This window comes from Flavobacterium sp. ZB4R12, from assembly GCF_048276375.1.
Classification (GTDB): Bacteria; Bacteroidota; Bacteroidia; order Flavobacteriales; family Flavobacteriaceae; genus Flavobacterium; species Flavobacterium gawalongense.
Genome location: NZ_JBLNKS010000004.1, coordinates 168,987 through 186,294 on the forward strand (window position 1 = coordinate 168,987; position 17,308 = coordinate 186,294).

General features: G+C 34.4%; 10 protein-coding genes. 9 read left to right on the forward strand and 1 reads right to left on the reverse strand.

The genetic code is table 11. The features are described from left to right. The first annotated feature begins 14 nt into the window (after positions 1-14). From ACNO7W_RS04370 to ACNO7W_RS04410, 9 genes are all read left to right on the forward strand, one after another. The gene (locus tag ACNO7W_RS04370) at positions 15-1,826 is read left to right on the forward strand and encodes a TonB-dependent receptor (RefSeq protein WP_417937162.1); all 1,812 of its coding nucleotides are present in this window, start codon (positions 15-17) and stop codon (positions 1,824-1,826) included. A 136-nt stretch (positions 1,827-1,962) separates the two neighbouring features. Beyond that, positions 1,963-2,412, forward strand: coding sequence for a hypothetical protein (locus ACNO7W_RS04375; protein WP_417937163.1), 450 nt, complete (start codon positions 1,963-1,965; stop codon positions 2,410-2,412). A 239-nt stretch (positions 2,413-2,651) separates the two neighbouring features. Continuing rightward, entirely contained in the window at positions 2,652-4,328 is a 1,677-nt protein-coding gene (gene asnB, locus ACNO7W_RS04380; RefSeq protein ID WP_417937164.1) for an asparagine synthase B, read from the forward strand. A gap of 349 nt (positions 4,329-4,677) precedes the next feature. Further along, positions 4,678-6,333 carry an asparagine synthase B gene (asnB, locus tag ACNO7W_RS04385; RefSeq protein WP_417937165.1) on the forward strand — a complete coding sequence of 552 codons (1,656 nt, stop codon included), beginning with the start codon at positions 4,678-4,680 and terminating at the stop codon, positions 6,331-6,333. A 247-nt stretch (positions 6,334-6,580) separates the two neighbouring features. Beyond that, positions 6,581-8,524 carry a DNA topoisomerase (ATP-hydrolyzing) subunit B gene (gene gyrB / locus ACNO7W_RS04390; RefSeq protein ID WP_314896467.1) on the forward strand — a complete coding sequence of 648 codons (1,944 nt, stop codon included), beginning with the start codon at positions 6,581-6,583 and terminating at the stop codon, positions 8,522-8,524. A 93-nt stretch (positions 8,525-8,617) separates the two neighbouring features. After that, positions 8,618-9,553 (forward strand): malate dehydrogenase, encoded by a 936-nt coding sequence (gene mdh / locus ACNO7W_RS04395; RefSeq protein ID WP_417937166.1) that lies wholly within the window; start codon positions 8,618-8,620, stop codon positions 9,551-9,553. Positions 9,554-9,779: 226 nt separating this feature from the next. Next, the gene (secDF, locus tag ACNO7W_RS04400; protein WP_417937167.1) at positions 9,780-12,749 is read left to right on the forward strand and encodes a protein translocase subunit SecDF; all 2,970 of its coding nucleotides are present in this window, start codon (positions 9,780-9,782) and stop codon (positions 12,747-12,749) included. Positions 12,750-13,233: 484 nt separating this feature from the next. Beyond that, complete coding sequence (locus ACNO7W_RS04405; RefSeq protein WP_417937168.1) at positions 13,234-13,749, forward strand: acyloxyacyl hydrolase; 516 nt, start codon at positions 13,234-13,236, stop codon at positions 13,747-13,749. Positions 13,750-13,985: 236 nt separating this feature from the next. Further along, positions 13,986-16,265 carry a T9SS type B sorting domain-containing protein gene (locus ACNO7W_RS04410; RefSeq protein WP_417937169.1) on the forward strand — a complete coding sequence of 760 codons (2,280 nt, stop codon included), beginning with the start codon at positions 13,986-13,988 and terminating at the stop codon, positions 16,263-16,265. An 84-nt stretch (positions 16,266-16,349) separates the two neighbouring features. On the opposite strand, the gene lgt is transcribed toward ACNO7W_RS04410, so the two are convergent. Then, the gene (lgt, locus tag ACNO7W_RS04415) at positions 16,350-17,282 is read right to left on the reverse strand and encodes a prolipoprotein diacylglyceryl transferase (protein WP_417937170.1); all 933 of its coding nucleotides are present in this window, start codon (positions 17,280-17,282) and stop codon (positions 16,350-16,352) included. Positions 17,283-17,308 lie beyond the last annotated feature (26 nt).

The following is a 17,308-nucleotide window of genomic DNA, read 5'->3' on the forward strand; positions in this document are numbered from 1 at the left end:
TAAAAAAATAAAACATGACATTTAAAAATAAAGTAATATCGTTTATAAATAATATCGTAACGTTCTCGACTCCCTTCCCTTCGGGGAGGGTTGGGGTGGGGATTTTGTTCTTCTTCCTCTTTCAATTTTCGTTTGCACAAAAAAAGGATCAAATTGGAACAGAAACAGTAAATGTTGTGAAGCCTTATACGCCAACTATTTCGGATGCTTTCAAAGTGAAGGAAACGCCTTCGCTTGATGAAGAAGGAAACACTAAAAAAGAAACAGTAAAATATACCATTTTCTCTTTTCCGGTAGCATCGACTTTTACTCCGTCTAAAGGAAAAGCAGAAGGAGTGGAGAAAGAAAAACAAGAACATTTATTTAAAAACTATGCCACTTTTGGAGTTGGGAATTACGGAACTTTTATCGGTGAATTGTTCGTAAATCATGATCTTAATAATACAGATTATGTAGGTGGAATGTTTCGTCACCATTCGTCACAAGGAGGGATTAAAAAGGTAGAATTAGATGATCGTTTTTATGACACATCGATTGATTTGATGTATGGTTCAAACCAAGACGATCTTTCCTGGAATGTAGATTTGGGATACCAAAATCAAATTTACAACTGGTATGGATTGCCAGCTGGTTTTGGTAGTGCTTTGTCAACTCAGGCCAGGTTGATTCTAGTTAACGGTATAAAACCACAGCAAGTATATAGCACAATATCGTTAGGAGGGAATGTAGCGTTTAACGAAAGTATTTTTAATAAAATGAGCCTTAAATTCAGTCATTTTTCGGATACTTTTGAGTCTTCAGAAAATAGATTTTATGCTAAGCCAACAGTGCAATTTGATATCATGGATAGTGCTGTGAAAACAGATATAATTGTTGATTATGTTGGTGGAAGCTTTAAGAAAAATTATTCAAATACAAATATAGAACCTATAAAATATGGTTTCACTAATTTTGGTATAGTACCAAGTTTTGTAATGCAGAAAGATGATTGGACGCTGAATATTGGAGCTGGTTTATTCTATAGTTTAGACAATGAGAATAGTAATAATACGTTTTTTGTGTATCCACAAATCAACGCTTCTTACAAAGTCGTTGGTGATTTGATGATTTTCTACGCGGGAGCCGAAGGGAATTTGGAACAAAATTCCTATCAGGATTTTGTCGACGACAATCCGTTTCTGTCTCCAACATTAAATATTGCGCCAACGGATCAGCAATATGATATTTATGCCGGATTAAAAGGGAAATTGACTAATAATGTAAGTTATAATATTAGAGGTTCGTATGTGAATGAAAGAAATAAAGCCTTATTTAAAAGCAATGATTATAATGAAAACACAAGCAATCGGGACTATGCTTATGGGAATTCCTTTCAAGTAGTGTATGACGATATGAGAACATTGAGTTTTTATGGGGAATTGAAAGCTGACTTTTCTAAAGATGTGTCTTTTGGAATCAATGGAACTTTCAGCAGTTTTACAAACGATTTTCAACAAGAAGCCTGGAATTTACCAGCTGTGAAAATTAATTCAAGTTTGGATTTTAATATAACTGAAAAATGGTTCGCTGGTGCAAATGTGTTTTACGTAGGCGAGCGTAAAGATTTTCAAATTAATAGGGATTTGGTTTATGTGGTTCAGCCAACGCCTGTTACTTTATCCTCTTATTTTGATGTAAATGCAAATGTTGGATTCAAATATAGCGACCGATTGACTGCTTTTTTAAGAGCAAATAATATTACCAATAAAGCCTATGAAAAATGGTTGAATTATCCGGTTCAAGGTTTTCAAGTGATTTTAGGAGCGAACTATAAATTTGATTTTTAGTTTTTTTTAACCACAAAAGGCACAAAGTTTAACACAAAAGACGCAAAAGGATAATCCAAAATAACGAAACAATCTTTGTGTCTTTTTTAATTCCTTTGTGCCTTTTGTGGTGATTTTTTTATTTTCCCATTTAACTATGACTTTCAAACAAAAAATACATACCCATTATCTGCAATTAGTTCAGGATCGAATCGATGTTTTCAAAGACATGATAGTTGCACTCACCGAAGATTCTAAGAACGATGCCAAAGGTTCTGCGGGGGATAAACACGAAACCGCCTTGTCCATGATGCATATTGAACAAGAGAAACTCAATAGTAAGCTTAGGGAAGTGATGACTCAAAAAGCTGTTTTAGACAAAATAGATGCCACTACGATTGCACAAACTATTATTGTTGGAAGTTTAGTAAAAGCCAACGGGATTTATTTGTACCTGAGTGTGGCACTCCCTAAAATTAGTATAGAAGGAATCAATATTATCGCATTATCACCACAATCGCCTTTAGGAAATAAACTAATGGGGAATTCAATCGGGTTTACTTTCGAGATTAATGGTACGAAGTATTTGATAAAAGAGATTCTATAAAATACAATTGATTTAGCTTGTTTTGGATACGTTAGGTTTTAATAAAGCAGTTTTGATTGGGATTAAATTAAATTTTTCAACTTCAAAACTATTTTTGTTGTTTTTCGATTACAATTTAAGTGTAAAACACAGTATTTGCTTTTGATTTATAACTAAAATAACTATTAGTGTTTTATGAATGTAACTGTTGTCGCATCTTTGCCCTGTCAAAATAAATAAAATAATAAAAATATATAGTTATGTGCGGAATAGTATGTGCCTTTGATTTGAAACAAAAAGCGGAAGTTTTAAGACCGCAAGTATTAGAAATGTCTAAAATTATCCGTCATCGTGGACCAGACTGGAGCGGAATTTTTAGTAATGATAAAGCTATTATGTCTCATGAGCGTTTGGCAATCGTTGATCCGGCTTCAGGGAAACAACCTTTATTCAGTGAAGATAAACAACTTGTTTTAGCGGCAAATGGTGAAATTTACAACCACAGAGAATTGCGTAAACAATTTGAAGGGAAATACAACTTTCAAACTGAAAGTGACTGTGAGGTTATTTTAGCGCTTTACAAAGAAAAAGGACCTCATTTTATAGATGAAATGAACGGGATTTTTGGATTTGCCATTTATGATGTAGAAAAAGATGAGTATTTTGTTGCTCGTGACCACATGGGAATTATTCCATTGTACATCGGTTGGGATCAACACGGAACTTTTTATGTTGCTTCAGAATTGAAAGCATTAGAAGGATATTGTACAAAAATCGAATTGTTTCCTCCAGGACATTATTTGACTAGTAAAGATGGAGAATTTGTACAATGGTATAAAAGAGAATGGACCGATTATGATGCGGTAAAGGATAACGAAACTAGTATTTCAGCTATTAAAGAAGCATTGGAGGCAGCGGTTCACAGACAATTGATGAGTGACGTTCCTTACGGAGTATTGCTTTCAGGAGGTTTGGATTCTTCAATTACTTCGGCTGTAGCCAAAAAATACGCACAAAAACGTATTGAATCAGGAGATGTTGCTGATGCTTGGTATCCACAATTGCACTCTTTTTCAGTAGGATTAGAAGGTTCTCCTGATTTAGCTGCGGCTCAAGTAGTAGCAAAACATATTGGAACCATTCACCATGAAATTAAATTCACCATTCAAGAAGGTTTAGATGCGGTTCGTGATGTGATTTATAGTCTGGAAACCTATGATGTGACTACTGTTAGAGCATCAACTCCAATGTGGTTAATGGCGAGAGTTATTAAATCAATGGGGATTAAAATGGTATTGTCAGGTGAAGGTGCAGATGAGTTATTTGGTGGGTATTTGTATTTTCACAAAGCACCAAACGCAAGAGAATTTCATGAAGAAACCGTACGTAAATTAAGTAAATTGCACATGTATGACTGTTTGCGTGCCAACAAGAGTTTAGCGGCTTGGGGTATCGAAGGACGTGTTCCGTTTTTGGATAAAGAATTTATGGATGTGGCGATGCGAATCAACCCACAAGATAAAATGATAAATAAAGAGCATCCAATGGAAAAATGGGTGGTTCGTAAGGCTTTTGAAGACATGTTGCCGGAAAGTGTAGCTTGGAGGCAAAAAGAACAATTTAGTGATGGAGTAGGATACAGCTGGATTGACACTTTGAAAGAAGTAGTTGCTGAGGCCGTTTCAGATGAGCAATTAGCAAATGCTAAATATAGATTCCCATTGCAAACACCAACTTCAAAAGAAGAGTATTACTATCGTTCTATTTTTCACGATCATTTCCCAAGTGATGCTGCGGCTTTATGTGTTCCACAGGAAGCAAGTGTGGCTTGTAGTACAAAAATTGCATTAGAATGGGATGAAGCGTTCAAGAACATGAATGATCCTTCAGGTAGAGCTGTTGCCAGTGTGCATGATGACGCTTACGTTAAAGCATAAATAATAATTTTTAGAATTAGTTATAGAAAGGCGCTCTCAGTTTTGAGAGCGTTTTTTGTGTTTAATAAAACCGCATTTTTCTGAAAAATATTGACGGTAAAATTCTTTATATGAAGTTTTTTAACGTCTTTTTGAAAGATGTAAAAGTGGAATAAGGTTTTTTCTAAAGTGCTTATTTACAATTTATAACGTAATGCTTCGGTTTTTGAACTTGTAAGTTGCATTTTGCGTGTAAAAAGTTTTTTTTGGTTGTTATTTTAAACTAAAATACGGCTTTGTGTTTTGTATTTGTAACTGTTAATGCATCTTTGCCTTACCAGAATAAGAAAAAAAATAAAATTATATAGTTATGTGCGGAATATTAGCCATTATTGGAAAAGGAAAAGATGAAAAACTAGTAAGAGAGCTTTCTAAAAGGATGGGACACCGTGGTCCTGATGAAAGTGATTTACATGTTACGGAAAAGGGTTCTATTTTAAGTCATGAACGTTTGTCTATTGTCGATTTGCATTCAGGAAAGCAACCGATACAAGGCACAAAAACTGCCTATATGGTTCATAATGGCGAGATATATAATCATCAAACTTTGAGAGATGGTGTTTTGAAGCACCACACTTTTAGAACTAAATCAGATTCAGAGGTTATTGTTCATTTGTATGAAGAATTTGGATATGATTTTTGTAATATGCTTGATGGAGACTGGGCTTTTGTTATGGTTGACGGTGATGATTTTATTGCAGGTAGAGACCCAATGGGAGTAAAACCTTTATATTATGGTTTAGATGAAAGGGGAAGAATTTATTTTTCATCAGAAATGAAACCCATTGCTGATCAATGTAGAACATTTTCTACTTTTCCTCCGGGACATTATTACACTCAAAAAACTGGTTTTGTAAAATACTACCAACCGGAATATGAAGATTATTTAAAAGCAGATCAGGATTTAGATTTAGATTTAATCAGAGAAACTTTGACTGAAGCGACTCGCAAGCGTTTGATGAGTGATGTGCCAATTGGAGTATTGCTTTCAGGAGGATTAGATTCTTCTTTGACTTCAGCAATTGCTTCTAGATTGTTGGCCGAAAGCGGTAAAAAATTACATTCTTTTTCTATTGGATTAGATGCTGATGCACCAGATGCTGCAGCAGCGAGAAAAGTGGCGGATTATTTAGGTACTGAACACCATGAAATTCACTTTACAATTGAAGAAGGCATAAAAATATTAGATAAATTGATTTGGCATCTTGAAACCTATGATGTGACTTCGATAAGAGCGAGTACACCAATGTATTTTTTGTCGAAAGCGATTACTGATATGGGAATAAAAGTGGTGCTTTCAGGAGAAGGGGCTGATGAGATTTTTGGAGGGTATTTGTATTTCAGAAATGCGCCATCAACAGAAGATTTTCAAAAAGAAACGATTGAAAGAGTTCAGAAATTATTTACTGCCGATTTATTAAGAGCAGATAAATCAACTATGGCTCATGGATTAGAAGCTAGAGTTCCATTTTTAGACAAAGCTTTTCTTGATATGGCAGTTCGTATCAAAGCAGAAGAAAAGATGCCTAAAACGTACGAAGGAAAAGAAAAATATATTCTAAGAAAAGCATTTGATACTCCGGACAACCCTTATCTTCCTGATGCCGTTTTATGGAGACAAAAAGAGCAGTTTTCTGATGGAGTAGGGTACAACTGGATTGATGAATTGATTGAATATTGTTCTTCGCAAGTAACGGATGAGCAATTAGCTGGTGCGGCTGCAGAATTTCCATACAATGCGCCAACTACAAAAGAAGCGTATTTTTACAGATCAATATTTAACAAATATTATCCACAGCTTAGTGCAGCGCAAACCGTTAGAAAATGGATTCCAAAATGGCAAGAAAACCAAGACCCAAGCGGAAGAGCAAATGCAGCTCACGTTCAGGCAGATACTGAAATTGCAAAAACTGGAATTACGGTAAAAAAAAACAACAATATCAATTTCAAAAAACAATTGCAATAACAATTAAAAAATAATTGGAATTTTCAAATTTTCAAAGCGACATGTAAAATGTTTGTTTTGAAAATTTGTTTTTTATAAAGGTTTGAGTTTTGTCCTTTTCGAAATTGCCATTGATTTTTGAAATTGAAATTTCTAACAATATGTTAATAACTTAACTGCTTAAAAAGTGATTTTAACGGTAATATAATTTGCGTTTTTATATATTTGCGTGTTAGACAAAAATTACATTTTTTTTAGAATAAAATATATGAGCGAAGAAATCAAGAAGGACAATTATTCAGCAGATAGTATTCAAGCATTAGAAGGAATGGAGCACGTAAGAATGCGTCCATCGATGTATATTGGAGATGTGGGTGTTCGAGGACTGCATCATTTAGTTTATGAAGTGGTGGATAACTCTATCGATGAGGCAATGGGAGGCCATTGTGATACGATAATAGTTGATATAAATGAAGATGGATCTGTTTCTGTTGAGGATAATGGACGTGGTATTCCAGTAGGAATTCATAAAAAAGAAGGGGTTTCGGCGCTTGAGGTTGTAATGACTAAAATTGGTGCCGGAGGAAAATTTGATAAAGATTCTTATAAAGTCTCCGGAGGACTTCACGGTGTTGGGGTTTCGGTGGTAAATGCATTGTCAAACCATTTGAGAGCTACAGTACACAGTAGTGATGGAAAAATATACGAGCAAGAATATGAAAAAGGAAAGGCGCTATATCCGGTAAAACAAATCGGTGTAACTACAAAAAGAGGGACGATTGTTACTTTTTATCCGGATCCTAGCATATTTACCCAAACAATTGAATATTCGTACGATACTTTATCTGCACGTATGCGTGAATTGTCATACCTGAACAAAGGAATTACAATCACTTTTACAGATAAAAGAGAAAAAGATAAAGATGGAAATTTTGTGTCAGAAGTATTTCATTCTGATGAAGGTTTGAAAGAATACATTCGCTATTTAGATGGAAACCGTGAGCCAATTATCGCACACGTTATTTCTATGGATAATGAAAAAGGAGAAATTCCTGTTGAGGTGGCATTGATTTACAATACAAGCTACACGGAAAATATTTTTTCTTATGTGAATAATATTAATACTCACGAAGGAGGAACGCACTTACAAGGTTTTAGAACTGGTTTGACCAGATCGTTAAAGAAATATGCGGATGCTTCGGGAATGTTAGATAAACTGAAATTTGATATTTCAGGAGATGACTTCCGTGAAGGATTGACGGCTATTATTTCTGTAAAGGTTGCGGAACCACAATTTGAAGGGCAAACCAAAACTAAACTAGGAAACAGAGAAGTTGTTTCGCCAGTAAGTCAGGCGGTGAGTGAAATGATTGAAAATTATTTGGAGGAGAATCCAAATGATGCTCGAATCATTGTTCAAAAAGTAATCTTAGCTGCACAGGCTCGTCACGCAGCCAAAAAAGCGCGTGAAATGGTTCAACGCAAAACCGTAATGGGTGGCGGTGGATTGCCAGGAAAATTATCGGATTGTTCCGAACAAGATCCTGCAAAATGTGAAGTATATCTTGTCGAGGGAGATTCGGCGGGAGGAACTGCAAAACAAGGTCGTGATCGTGCGTTTCAAGCTATTTTACCCTTACGTGGTAAGATTTTGAACGTTGAGAAAGCAATGCATCATAAAGTTTTTGAAAACGAAGAGATTCGAAATATTTTTACGGCACTTGGAGTTACCATTGGAACTGCCGAAGATAGTAAAGCATTGAATATTGAAAAATTACGTTACCATAAAGTAATTATTATGTGTGATGCCGATGTCGATGGTAGTCACATTTCTACTTTAATCTTGACGTTCTTCTTTAGATTTATGAAAGAATTAATCGAAGAAGGTCACGTGTATATTGCCGCACCGCCTTTATATTTGGTTAAAAAAGGGAACAAAAAAGAATATGCTTGGAATGATGTACAACGTGATCAGGCGAATGAAAGAATGGGAGGTAGTGCAGGAATTCAACGTTATAAAGGTCTTGGGGAAATGAATGCGGAGCAATTATGGGAAACTACAATGGATCCAGGTTTTAGAACTTTACGTCAGGTAACTATTGACAGTTTGGCGGAAGCCGACAGAGTATTCTCTATGTTGATGGGTGACGAAGTACCTCCAAGAAGAGAATTCATTGAGAAAAATGCAGTTTATGCAAATATTGATGCATAAACCTAGTTTGATCATTGGTTTGTTCGAATAAATGAATGATTAGCTGAATTAGAGATTGACCAAATTAACAAATAACCGAATAAACTTTAAAATATGAAAGTTACCATTGTAGGAGCAGGAAATGTAGGTGCAACCTGTGCAGATGTAATTTCTTATAGAGGAATTGCCAGCGAAGTAGTATTATTGGATATCAGAGAAGGTTTTGCGGAAGGTAAAGCTTTAGATATTATGCAATGCGCTACCAATACCGGTTTTAATACGAAAGTATCAGGTGTTACTAACGATTATTCTAAAACAGCAGGAAGCGATGTAGTGGTAATTACATCCGGAATTCCTAGAAAACCAGGAATGACTCGTGAAGAATTAATAGGTATCAATGCAGGAATTGTGAAAACGGTTGCTGAAAATGTACTGAAGCATTCACCGAATACTATTATAGTGGTGGTTTCTAATCCTATGGATACAATGACTTATTTGGCTTTGAAATCTACAGGATTACCAAAAAATAGAATAATAGGTATGGGAGGAGCATTGGATAGTTCTCGTTTCAGAACGTATTTATCTTTGGCTTTAGATAAACCTGCAAATGATATTTCGGCTATGGTGATAGGTGGACATGGTGATACTACTATGATTCCTTTAACACGCTTGGCATCTTATAATGGAATTCCGGTTTCTCAATTTCTATCGGAAGAAGAATTGCAAAAAGTAGCTGCAGATACTATGGTTGGTGGAGCTACACTTACGGGTCTTTTAGGAACGTCAGCTTGGTATGCTCCGGGAGCTTCAGTTGCTTTCTTGGTTGACAGTATTTTGAATGACCAAAAAAAAATGATCGCTTGTTCAGTTTTTGTTGAGGGAGAATACGGTCAAGATGATATCTGTATAGGTGTTCCTTGTATTATTGGTAAAAATGGAGTGGAAGAAATCCTTGACATTAAACTAAATGAGCAAGAAAAAGCTTTGTTTGCTAAAAGTGCTGATGCGGTTAGACAAATGAATGATGCCTTAAAATCAATTTTGGTATAATATTTTAATTATAAAATAGAGAAGACTGCACTTTTGCAGTCTTTTTTTTGAGATTAATCAATAAATAAATTGGTTAATCTTAACGTTAATTATATATTTGCTCGGTTTAAAAAAATTGATGTAATTCCTGATATTCTTTTTTGGTTGCAAAAATCGATGGCAGGGCTTATTCTATAAGGTTTAAAGTAAAAATAAATAAATAAAAAATAATTAATTTTTAGTAATAATGCAGAATAAAGGACTTATTAAATTTTTCGCAATTCTATTTGCATTGGTAAGTATTTACCAACTTTCTTTCACTTTCATTTCTAGTAAAGTAGAAAGTGATGCAAAATCTTTTGCAGGTGGAAATCCTGAAAAAGAAGTAAAATATTTAGATTCTATTGGTAAAGAAAAAGTATTTAACCTTGGATTTACTGATTTTACTTTCAATGAAGTAAAAGACAAACAAATCAACAAAGGTCTTGACTTAGAAGGTGGTATCAATGTTATACTTCAAATATCTGTTAAAGACATTTTGAAAGGATTATCTAATAATTCGAAAAATCCAATTTTTAATAAATCTTTGGCTGATGCTACTGCAAATCAAAAAGGAAATCAAACTTACATTGATGCATTTTTCGAAGCTTTTGAATCAAATTCTAATGGGACTGTGAAATTGGCTTCTCCTGATATTTTCGCAAACAGAAGTTTGCAAGGTGAAGGTGGAGTAGATTTTCAGATGACTGATGCAGAGGTAAAAAAAGTAATCAAAAGAAAAGTTGATGAATCTGTAGAAAGTGCTTTTGGAGTTTTAAGAAAACGTATCGATAAATTTGGCGTAACACAACCTAATATTCAAAAATTAGGGGAATCTGGAAGAATCCTTGTAGAACTCCCGGGTGCTAAAGATGTAGACAGGATTAAAAAATTATTGCAAAGTACCGCTCAATTAGAGTTCTGGGAAACGTATAAAATTGAAGAAATAGGAAATTTTTTGATGGCTGCTAATGAGTCATTGAAAAAAACTGAAATCAATAAAGTTGAAACTAAAGCAGTAGAAAAAGATTCATTGAGCGCTTTGCTAACTGATGGTAAAGATTCGGCAGCTACTAAAAAAGGAAACAATCCTTTACTGGATAAAATTATCGGTCAAGGTGGAGGTCCAGTTTTAGGGCTTTTCTCTCCAAAAGATACTGCTGTTGTAAACGGATATTTGAAAAGAGCTGATATTAGAATTTTATTAGCAGGTGACCAACGTTATGCAAAATTTGTTTGGGGTAAACCAATGACTATTAAAGATGCTAAAGCAAAAGATATTGATGCTGTAGAATTATACGCTTTAAAAGGAAATAGAGACAATGTCCCTGCAATGGGTGGTGGTGTTGTGACTGATGCAAAAGATACTTTTGACCAATTGGGTAAACCTGCGGTTTCTATGCAAATGAATGGTCAAGGTGCAAAAGCTTGGGAAGAATTAACAGGTAGAGCATATACTCAAAAAAGTAATATCGCTATTGTTCTTGATGATGTTGTATATTCGGCTCCCGGTGTATCTAGCGGTCCAATTTCGGGTGGTAGATCTGAAATTTCAGGTGCTTTTGATGTCACAGAAACAAAAGATTTAGCGAATGTATTAAGAGCAGGTAAACTTCCTGCAGCTGCAGATATTGTTCAATCAGAAGTGGTAGGGCCATCCTTAGGTCAAGAAGCGATTGATAATGGTACAAATTCAGCTCTTATTGGATTACTTTTAGTGTCGCTTTGGATGATGATTTATTATGGTAAAGCAGGTTGGTATGCTAATCTTGCATTAGCGGTTAACTTACTATTCTTATTCGGAATTTTAGCAAGTATTGGAGCGGTTCTAACTTTGCCTGGTATTGCTGGTATTGTTTTGACAATGGGTACAGCGGTTGATGCTAATATCATCATTTACGAAAGAGCAAAAGAGGAATTACGTGCGGGTAAAACGCTGGAAGAAGCCATTAAAACTTCATACAGTTGGAGAGGTGCGATGTCATCAATTACAGATGCTAACGTAACACATATTTTAACTGGAGCCGTGTTGTTTATTTTTGGTTCAGGGCCAATTAAAGGTTTTGCTACTACATTATTAATAGGTATAGTAACTTCATTATTTACATCTATTTTTATTGCAAGAATCTTTATTGATTGGAACATAAGCAAAAAGAATGATTTAACTTTTGTTACTAAGTTCTCTAAAAACATGTTTAATAATTTCCATTTTGATTTCTTAGGTGTAAAAAAATGGACTTATTTATTCTCAAGTATAGTAGTTGTTATAAGTGTTATCTCTTTAGCAACAAACGGACTTGATGAAGGTGTGGATTTTGTTGGAGGAAGAACGTTTCAAGTGCGTTTTGAAAAACCTGTTGAGGCTGAAACTGTAAAAGAAGAATTGACAAAAGTATTTGGTAGTGCTGAAGCTAAAGTGTTTGGTAAAGACAATCAATTAAAAATTACAACTAAGTACAAAGTTCATGAGGCAGGAAGTGCAGCAGATGAAGAAGTAAATAAATTGTTGTATGAGAATTTGAAAAAACATTATTCAGCTGGACTTACTTATGATAAATTTGTAAATGCTTATGATGGTAAAAAATTCGGGGTAGTGCTAGCTTCAAAAGTTGGACCAACTGTAGCTGAGGATATCAAAACTAATGCGTATTGGGCGGTGTTAGGTGCTATGGTATTAGTATTCTTGTATTTGATGATTAGTTTCAGAAGATGGCAATACAGTTTGGGAGCCATTGCTGCCATAGCACACGACGTTATTTTTGTGTTGGGGATTTACTCATTATGCTATAAATTCATGCCTTTTGGTATGGAAATCGACCAACACTTTATCGCTGCGATTCTAACGGTTATTGGGTATTCTATGAATGATACCGTAATTGTATTTGACAGGGTTCGAGAATTCTTGGCAGGTAAAACTAAAGGTTCTTTTGCTGAAATTGTAAATCAATCTATTAATACAACAATGTCAAGAACAATCAATACTTCATTGACAATGATTGTGGTATTGTTAATCATGTTTGTTTTTGGTGGAGAATCGATAAGAGGATTCATCTTTGCTATGTTAGTTGGTATCATTGTAGGAACGTATTCTTCATTGTTTATCGCAACACCAGTATTAGTGGATACAATTTCAAGAGAAGATAAAAACTTGATAGAAAAACAACATCTGGAAGTTTAAGATATATTTTTTATTGTAATTATAATTTAAGAAAAGATTCAACGAAAGTTGGATCTTTTTTTTTGCTCCAGAATAGGAGGGTTCATTTCAAATGATTATTTTTAACAGAATAGTTTTAGAAAATTTTACGGATTAAAAAATAAAACACCTTTTATGTATAAAAGAGCAGTTTTTATTTTTACTATTATTTTTAGTTGTACATCTTTTATGTTCAAGATATAAAGCATAAAACGGAGCTTGGTTTTTATTATGGGTTTGGAAACGAAATTAAGAAAAGTGATTTATCACATACAAATAGTTATATATTATCCGTAATGCGGACTAAAATCATTTCGAATACAATTTTCGTCGTTTGTACATTTATAAAGCATAAATATTAGCCCACAGATTGTACAGATTATACCGATTTACACGGATTTTTTTACTTGGTGAATCAAACTGTTATTTAAATCTGTGCAAAATCCGTTCAATCCGTGTTATCTGTGTGTCCTATTTTATCCTTTGGAACATATTGCGGACTGTCATAAATAGTTATAATAAAATTCATTTCAATTATATTATAAAAGGAGACAAAGATTTCAAGTACGAACTATTACTTCAGCCTGAGCTAAATTTTGCCACTCATCAGCTTCTGAATATTTATTTTATTCAGCCAAGTGAGCAGAATTATATAGAGAAGCGGGAAACATATGCTAAGAAGAGAAATATAAAAGAATATGTTTTGAATGCTGGTTTTATTATAAGAAAGCCTATTTCAAAAACATTTAGTATATACTTGTTGGGAAGTGTAGGACCAATGATTATGGATAAGGATGCGGAGAGACTTTCTAAAGGTTTTGCTTTTTCAAATGTTTTAGCCTTAGGTTTTTCTTTAAAAATGGATAAAATCACATTTGATATAAGGCCAAGTATTCGTCATGTTTCTAATGCAGGATTTCAAAGTCCAAACCTTGGTTTTAACACTAAGAATATTGAATTTGGTTTTTCTTTTCCGATTTAGATATTATTTTTATTTATTGTATCTAATTTTTTGGGATTATACAATGAGAATTCCTCAATTGGAATATTGAAAAAAAAATGATTGTAAATCTTTGCGGAATTTTAAAATTAGTTAATGTTCCTGTAATTAGATATTTATTGAAAGTTTATATTATCAAAGTATCAAATTTTATATATTTACTAAATATTTGTTAAAGCACACTACTTTATTTTAGATCAAATTAAAACCCAGAAATAATGGAAAAATTTATCAGGTCTTTCGTCTTTGTTTTTTTGATTACTATTTTATCAAATATAAGTGTTTATGCTAAAGATAGTATTGGTAGTTATGGAAGTAAGAGTATTGGAATGGATTCTAATTACTTGTTTGCTTCTTTAGATTCTTTTTTTAATATTAAAGATACTTTAAAAAATGGCAATCTGATAAATGAAAGTATAAATTTCGCTACTGCCCCACCAACCGTTACTACACCTATTTATTATTGTCAAAATAGTCCCGCAGTACCATTAACAGCAACTCCTTCGGCTGGAGGAACTTTTAGATGGTACGATGCACTAACATTAGGGAATGAATTTCCTTCTGCACCAATACCTTCAACAGCTACTGTAGGAACGACATCGTATTATGTGAGTGAAACTGTCGGAGGTATTGAAAGCCCCCGTTCTAAAATTGATGTTATTGTGGTAGCCGATAATGGGGCAGTTATTTTACTTTTTAGGTGTGATCCTTCACAAGTTTTGCCAGCCGATAAAAATAGCTCCGTTATGTTTGATTGGGCAAATAATCCTTTGATTAATAATAATTCTTATAATTATTCATACTCAATTCAGGGAGGTCCTATTGTCACTGGAAATACAACAGTATCACATCAACAAGTTTTTGGAATGTTGCCTGGGCAATCTGCAACATTAACATTATCGGCAGCAACATTTCCATGTGTCCCATCACAAACTATAACTTGTAATGTACCTTGTGGGAGTTCAACTATAACCCCTGATTTTCCTGTAATAGCACCTTTTTGTTCAGGAACTTTAGCGCCAATTTTGTCAACTATATCGCCAAACGGAATTACAGGAACTTGGTCTCCAGCAATAATAAATAATACAACAAGCGGAAGTTATGTGTTTACTCCAAATCCAATATTATTTCCTTGTGCCACTACCCAAACGTTGAGTGTTACAGTTACACCATTGGCAACACCAACTTTCACAACTATTCCAGCCACTGTTTGTCAAAATGTATCCGCACCGACTTTACCATCAAGTTCTTCAAACGCCACACCAATAACTGGTACTTGGAGCCCTGCAACTGTTAATACATCTGTTTTGGGACCTGCTACTTATACTTTTACCCCCAATGCGGGTCAATGTGTTTCAAGTCCATCTACAACAGTAACTATTACTGTTAATCCAAATATAACACCAACTTTTACAGCGGTTCCGGCTATTTGTTCCGGTACTGCACTTGCGGCTCTGCCAACAACTTCAAACAATGGATTCACGGGGACTTGGTCTCCGACCTTAAATAATACGGCTACTACAACCTATACTTTTACCCCAACTGCGGGACAATGTGCAACTACCACTACGATGACTATTTCGGTTACGCCAAATGCTACTCCAACATTTACTGCGGTTCCTCCAATTTGTATAGGCACACCTTTGGCTCCTTTGCCAACAATTTCTAATAATGGTTATACAGGAACATGGTCTCCGGCCTTAAATAATACGGCTACCACAACCTATACTTTTACGCCGAATTCAGGTCAATGTGCAACTACAACTACTTTAACGATTACGGTGAATCCATTAAGAACGCCAACTTTTACCACTATTCCAACGACTGTTTGTGAAAATGATCCAGTACTGGTTTTGCCAACAAGTTCTTCGAATATTCCTGCAATAACGGGAGCATGGAGTCCGGCAACTGTTGGTACTTCGATTTTAGGAACTAGTGATTATATCTTTACGCCCAATCCAGGGCAATGCGCTACAACAGTTACACAATCAATTGCAGTAAATCCTATTAATACTATTACAAGTATAAATTGGACTGTTACAGAGGCTTTTGTTGAAAATCAAGTGCTAACTGTTGTTGTAGTCGGTAATGGAGAAAATTTGTATCAATTAGATGATGGGCCGTTTCAGGAAAGTCCAGTATTCGAAAATGTTTCTTTGGGAACACATTCCATTACGGTACAGGATAAAAATGGTTGCAGTTCTTCAGTAACGGTGTATAATGTTTTGGTGATTGATTATCCTAGATTTTTTACGCCTAACAATGATAGCTATAATGATACTTGGAATATTTTTAGTTTACAGGCTCAATCCAATTCCAAAATTCTAATATTTGATCGTTATGGTAAACTTTTAAAGGAAATTAGACCGAGTGGTCCAGGTTGGGATGGAACGTATATTGGACAACCAATGCCTGCAAATGATTATTGGTTCACTGTTGATTATACGGAACTAAACATTCCTAAAAAATTTAAGTCCCATTTTTCATTAAAAAGATAAAATAAAAAAGCTTCCAGATATTTTGGAAGCTTTTTTATTAATCCTGTATCGTTTTTTTAGGACTAGACAATATGGTAAAAGGGTTTAATGTTCTACTTTAACAGGCTTTTCGGCTGTAAAAATGAAATATAATCCTATTAGAATAAAAGGAATACTTAGCCATTGTCCTGTAGAAAGCAAACCTAACTCATTTTCAAAACCACCCTGACTTTCTTTTACGGATTCTACTACAATACGTACAGAAAATAAAAGGACTAGAAACATACCAAATAAATATCCAGATTTGAGTCTTGTTTCTGTTTTCCAATACAAGAAAAATAAAATAGCAAATACAAAAATATAGCAAAATGCTTCATATAGTTGTGTAGGGTGTTTTACAGGAACTTGTTCTAATAATACTGCAAACTTTGGATCAGTCGCAATAGCATGGTAAGCCTCGTTTGGATTCGCTATTTGAGTTGCATTGACAGCATCTCTTGGGCTAAATTTATCACGGATAAATCGAATTCCAAATGCAGATGTCGTTTCTTTCCCTACAATCTCCGAATTGAAAAAATTTCCTAGTCTTACAAAAATAGCTCCGCTGGCAACAGGTATAACGACTCTGTCTAAAATCCACAATTGAGGTCTTTTTAATATATTTTTACTATAAAAGTACATTGCAATTATTATTGATATAGCAGCACCATGACTCGCTAAACCCTGATAGCCTGTAAATTCAAAATTAGGAGAAAATCGAAATGGCAGAATTATTTCCATTAAATGATTGCGATAATATTCCCAATCATAAAAGAAAACATGGCCCAAGCGTGCACCAATTAAAGTGGCAAGCACAGTCCAGATAAAAAGGGAATCTAATTTTTCTATGGATTCACCTTCACGCTCAAAGATGTTTTTCATAATGTACCAGCCTAATCCAAAAGCGATTACAAACATTAAGCTGTAATAACGAATTATGAAAAAACCTAAATCGATACCTTCTGATGGATTCCAAACGATGTTTAAAGCGTGTGTCATTATTGTTGAATTTATTATTTGTTGTA

Coding starts and splice junctions, on each gene's coding strand:
- ACNO7W_RS04370 (WP_417937162.1), top strand. CDS start 15: ATGACATTTAAAAATAAAGTAATATCGTTTATAAATAATATCGTAACG.
- ACNO7W_RS04375 (WP_417937163.1), top strand. CDS start 1,963: ATGACTTTCAAACAAAAAATACATACCCATTATCTGCAATTAGTTCAG.
- lgt (WP_417937170.1), bottom strand. CDS start 17,282: ATGACACACGCTTTAAACATCGTTTGGAATCCATCAGAAGGTATCGAT.
- ACNO7W_RS04410 (WP_417937169.1), top strand. CDS start 13,986: ATGGAAAAATTTATCAGGTCTTTCGTCTTTGTTTTTTTGATTACTATT.
- gyrB (WP_314896467.1), top strand. CDS start 6,581: ATGAGCGAAGAAATCAAGAAGGACAATTATTCAGCAGATAGTATTCAA.
- mdh (WP_417937166.1), top strand. CDS start 8,618: ATGAAAGTTACCATTGTAGGAGCAGGAAATGTAGGTGCAACCTGTGCA.
- asnB (WP_417937164.1), top strand. CDS start 2,652: ATGTGCGGAATAGTATGTGCCTTTGATTTGAAACAAAAAGCGGAAGTT.
- asnB (WP_417937165.1), top strand. CDS start 4,678: ATGTGCGGAATATTAGCCATTATTGGAAAAGGAAAAGATGAAAAACTA.
- secDF (WP_417937167.1), top strand. CDS start 9,780: ATGCAGAATAAAGGACTTATTAAATTTTTCGCAATTCTATTTGCATTG.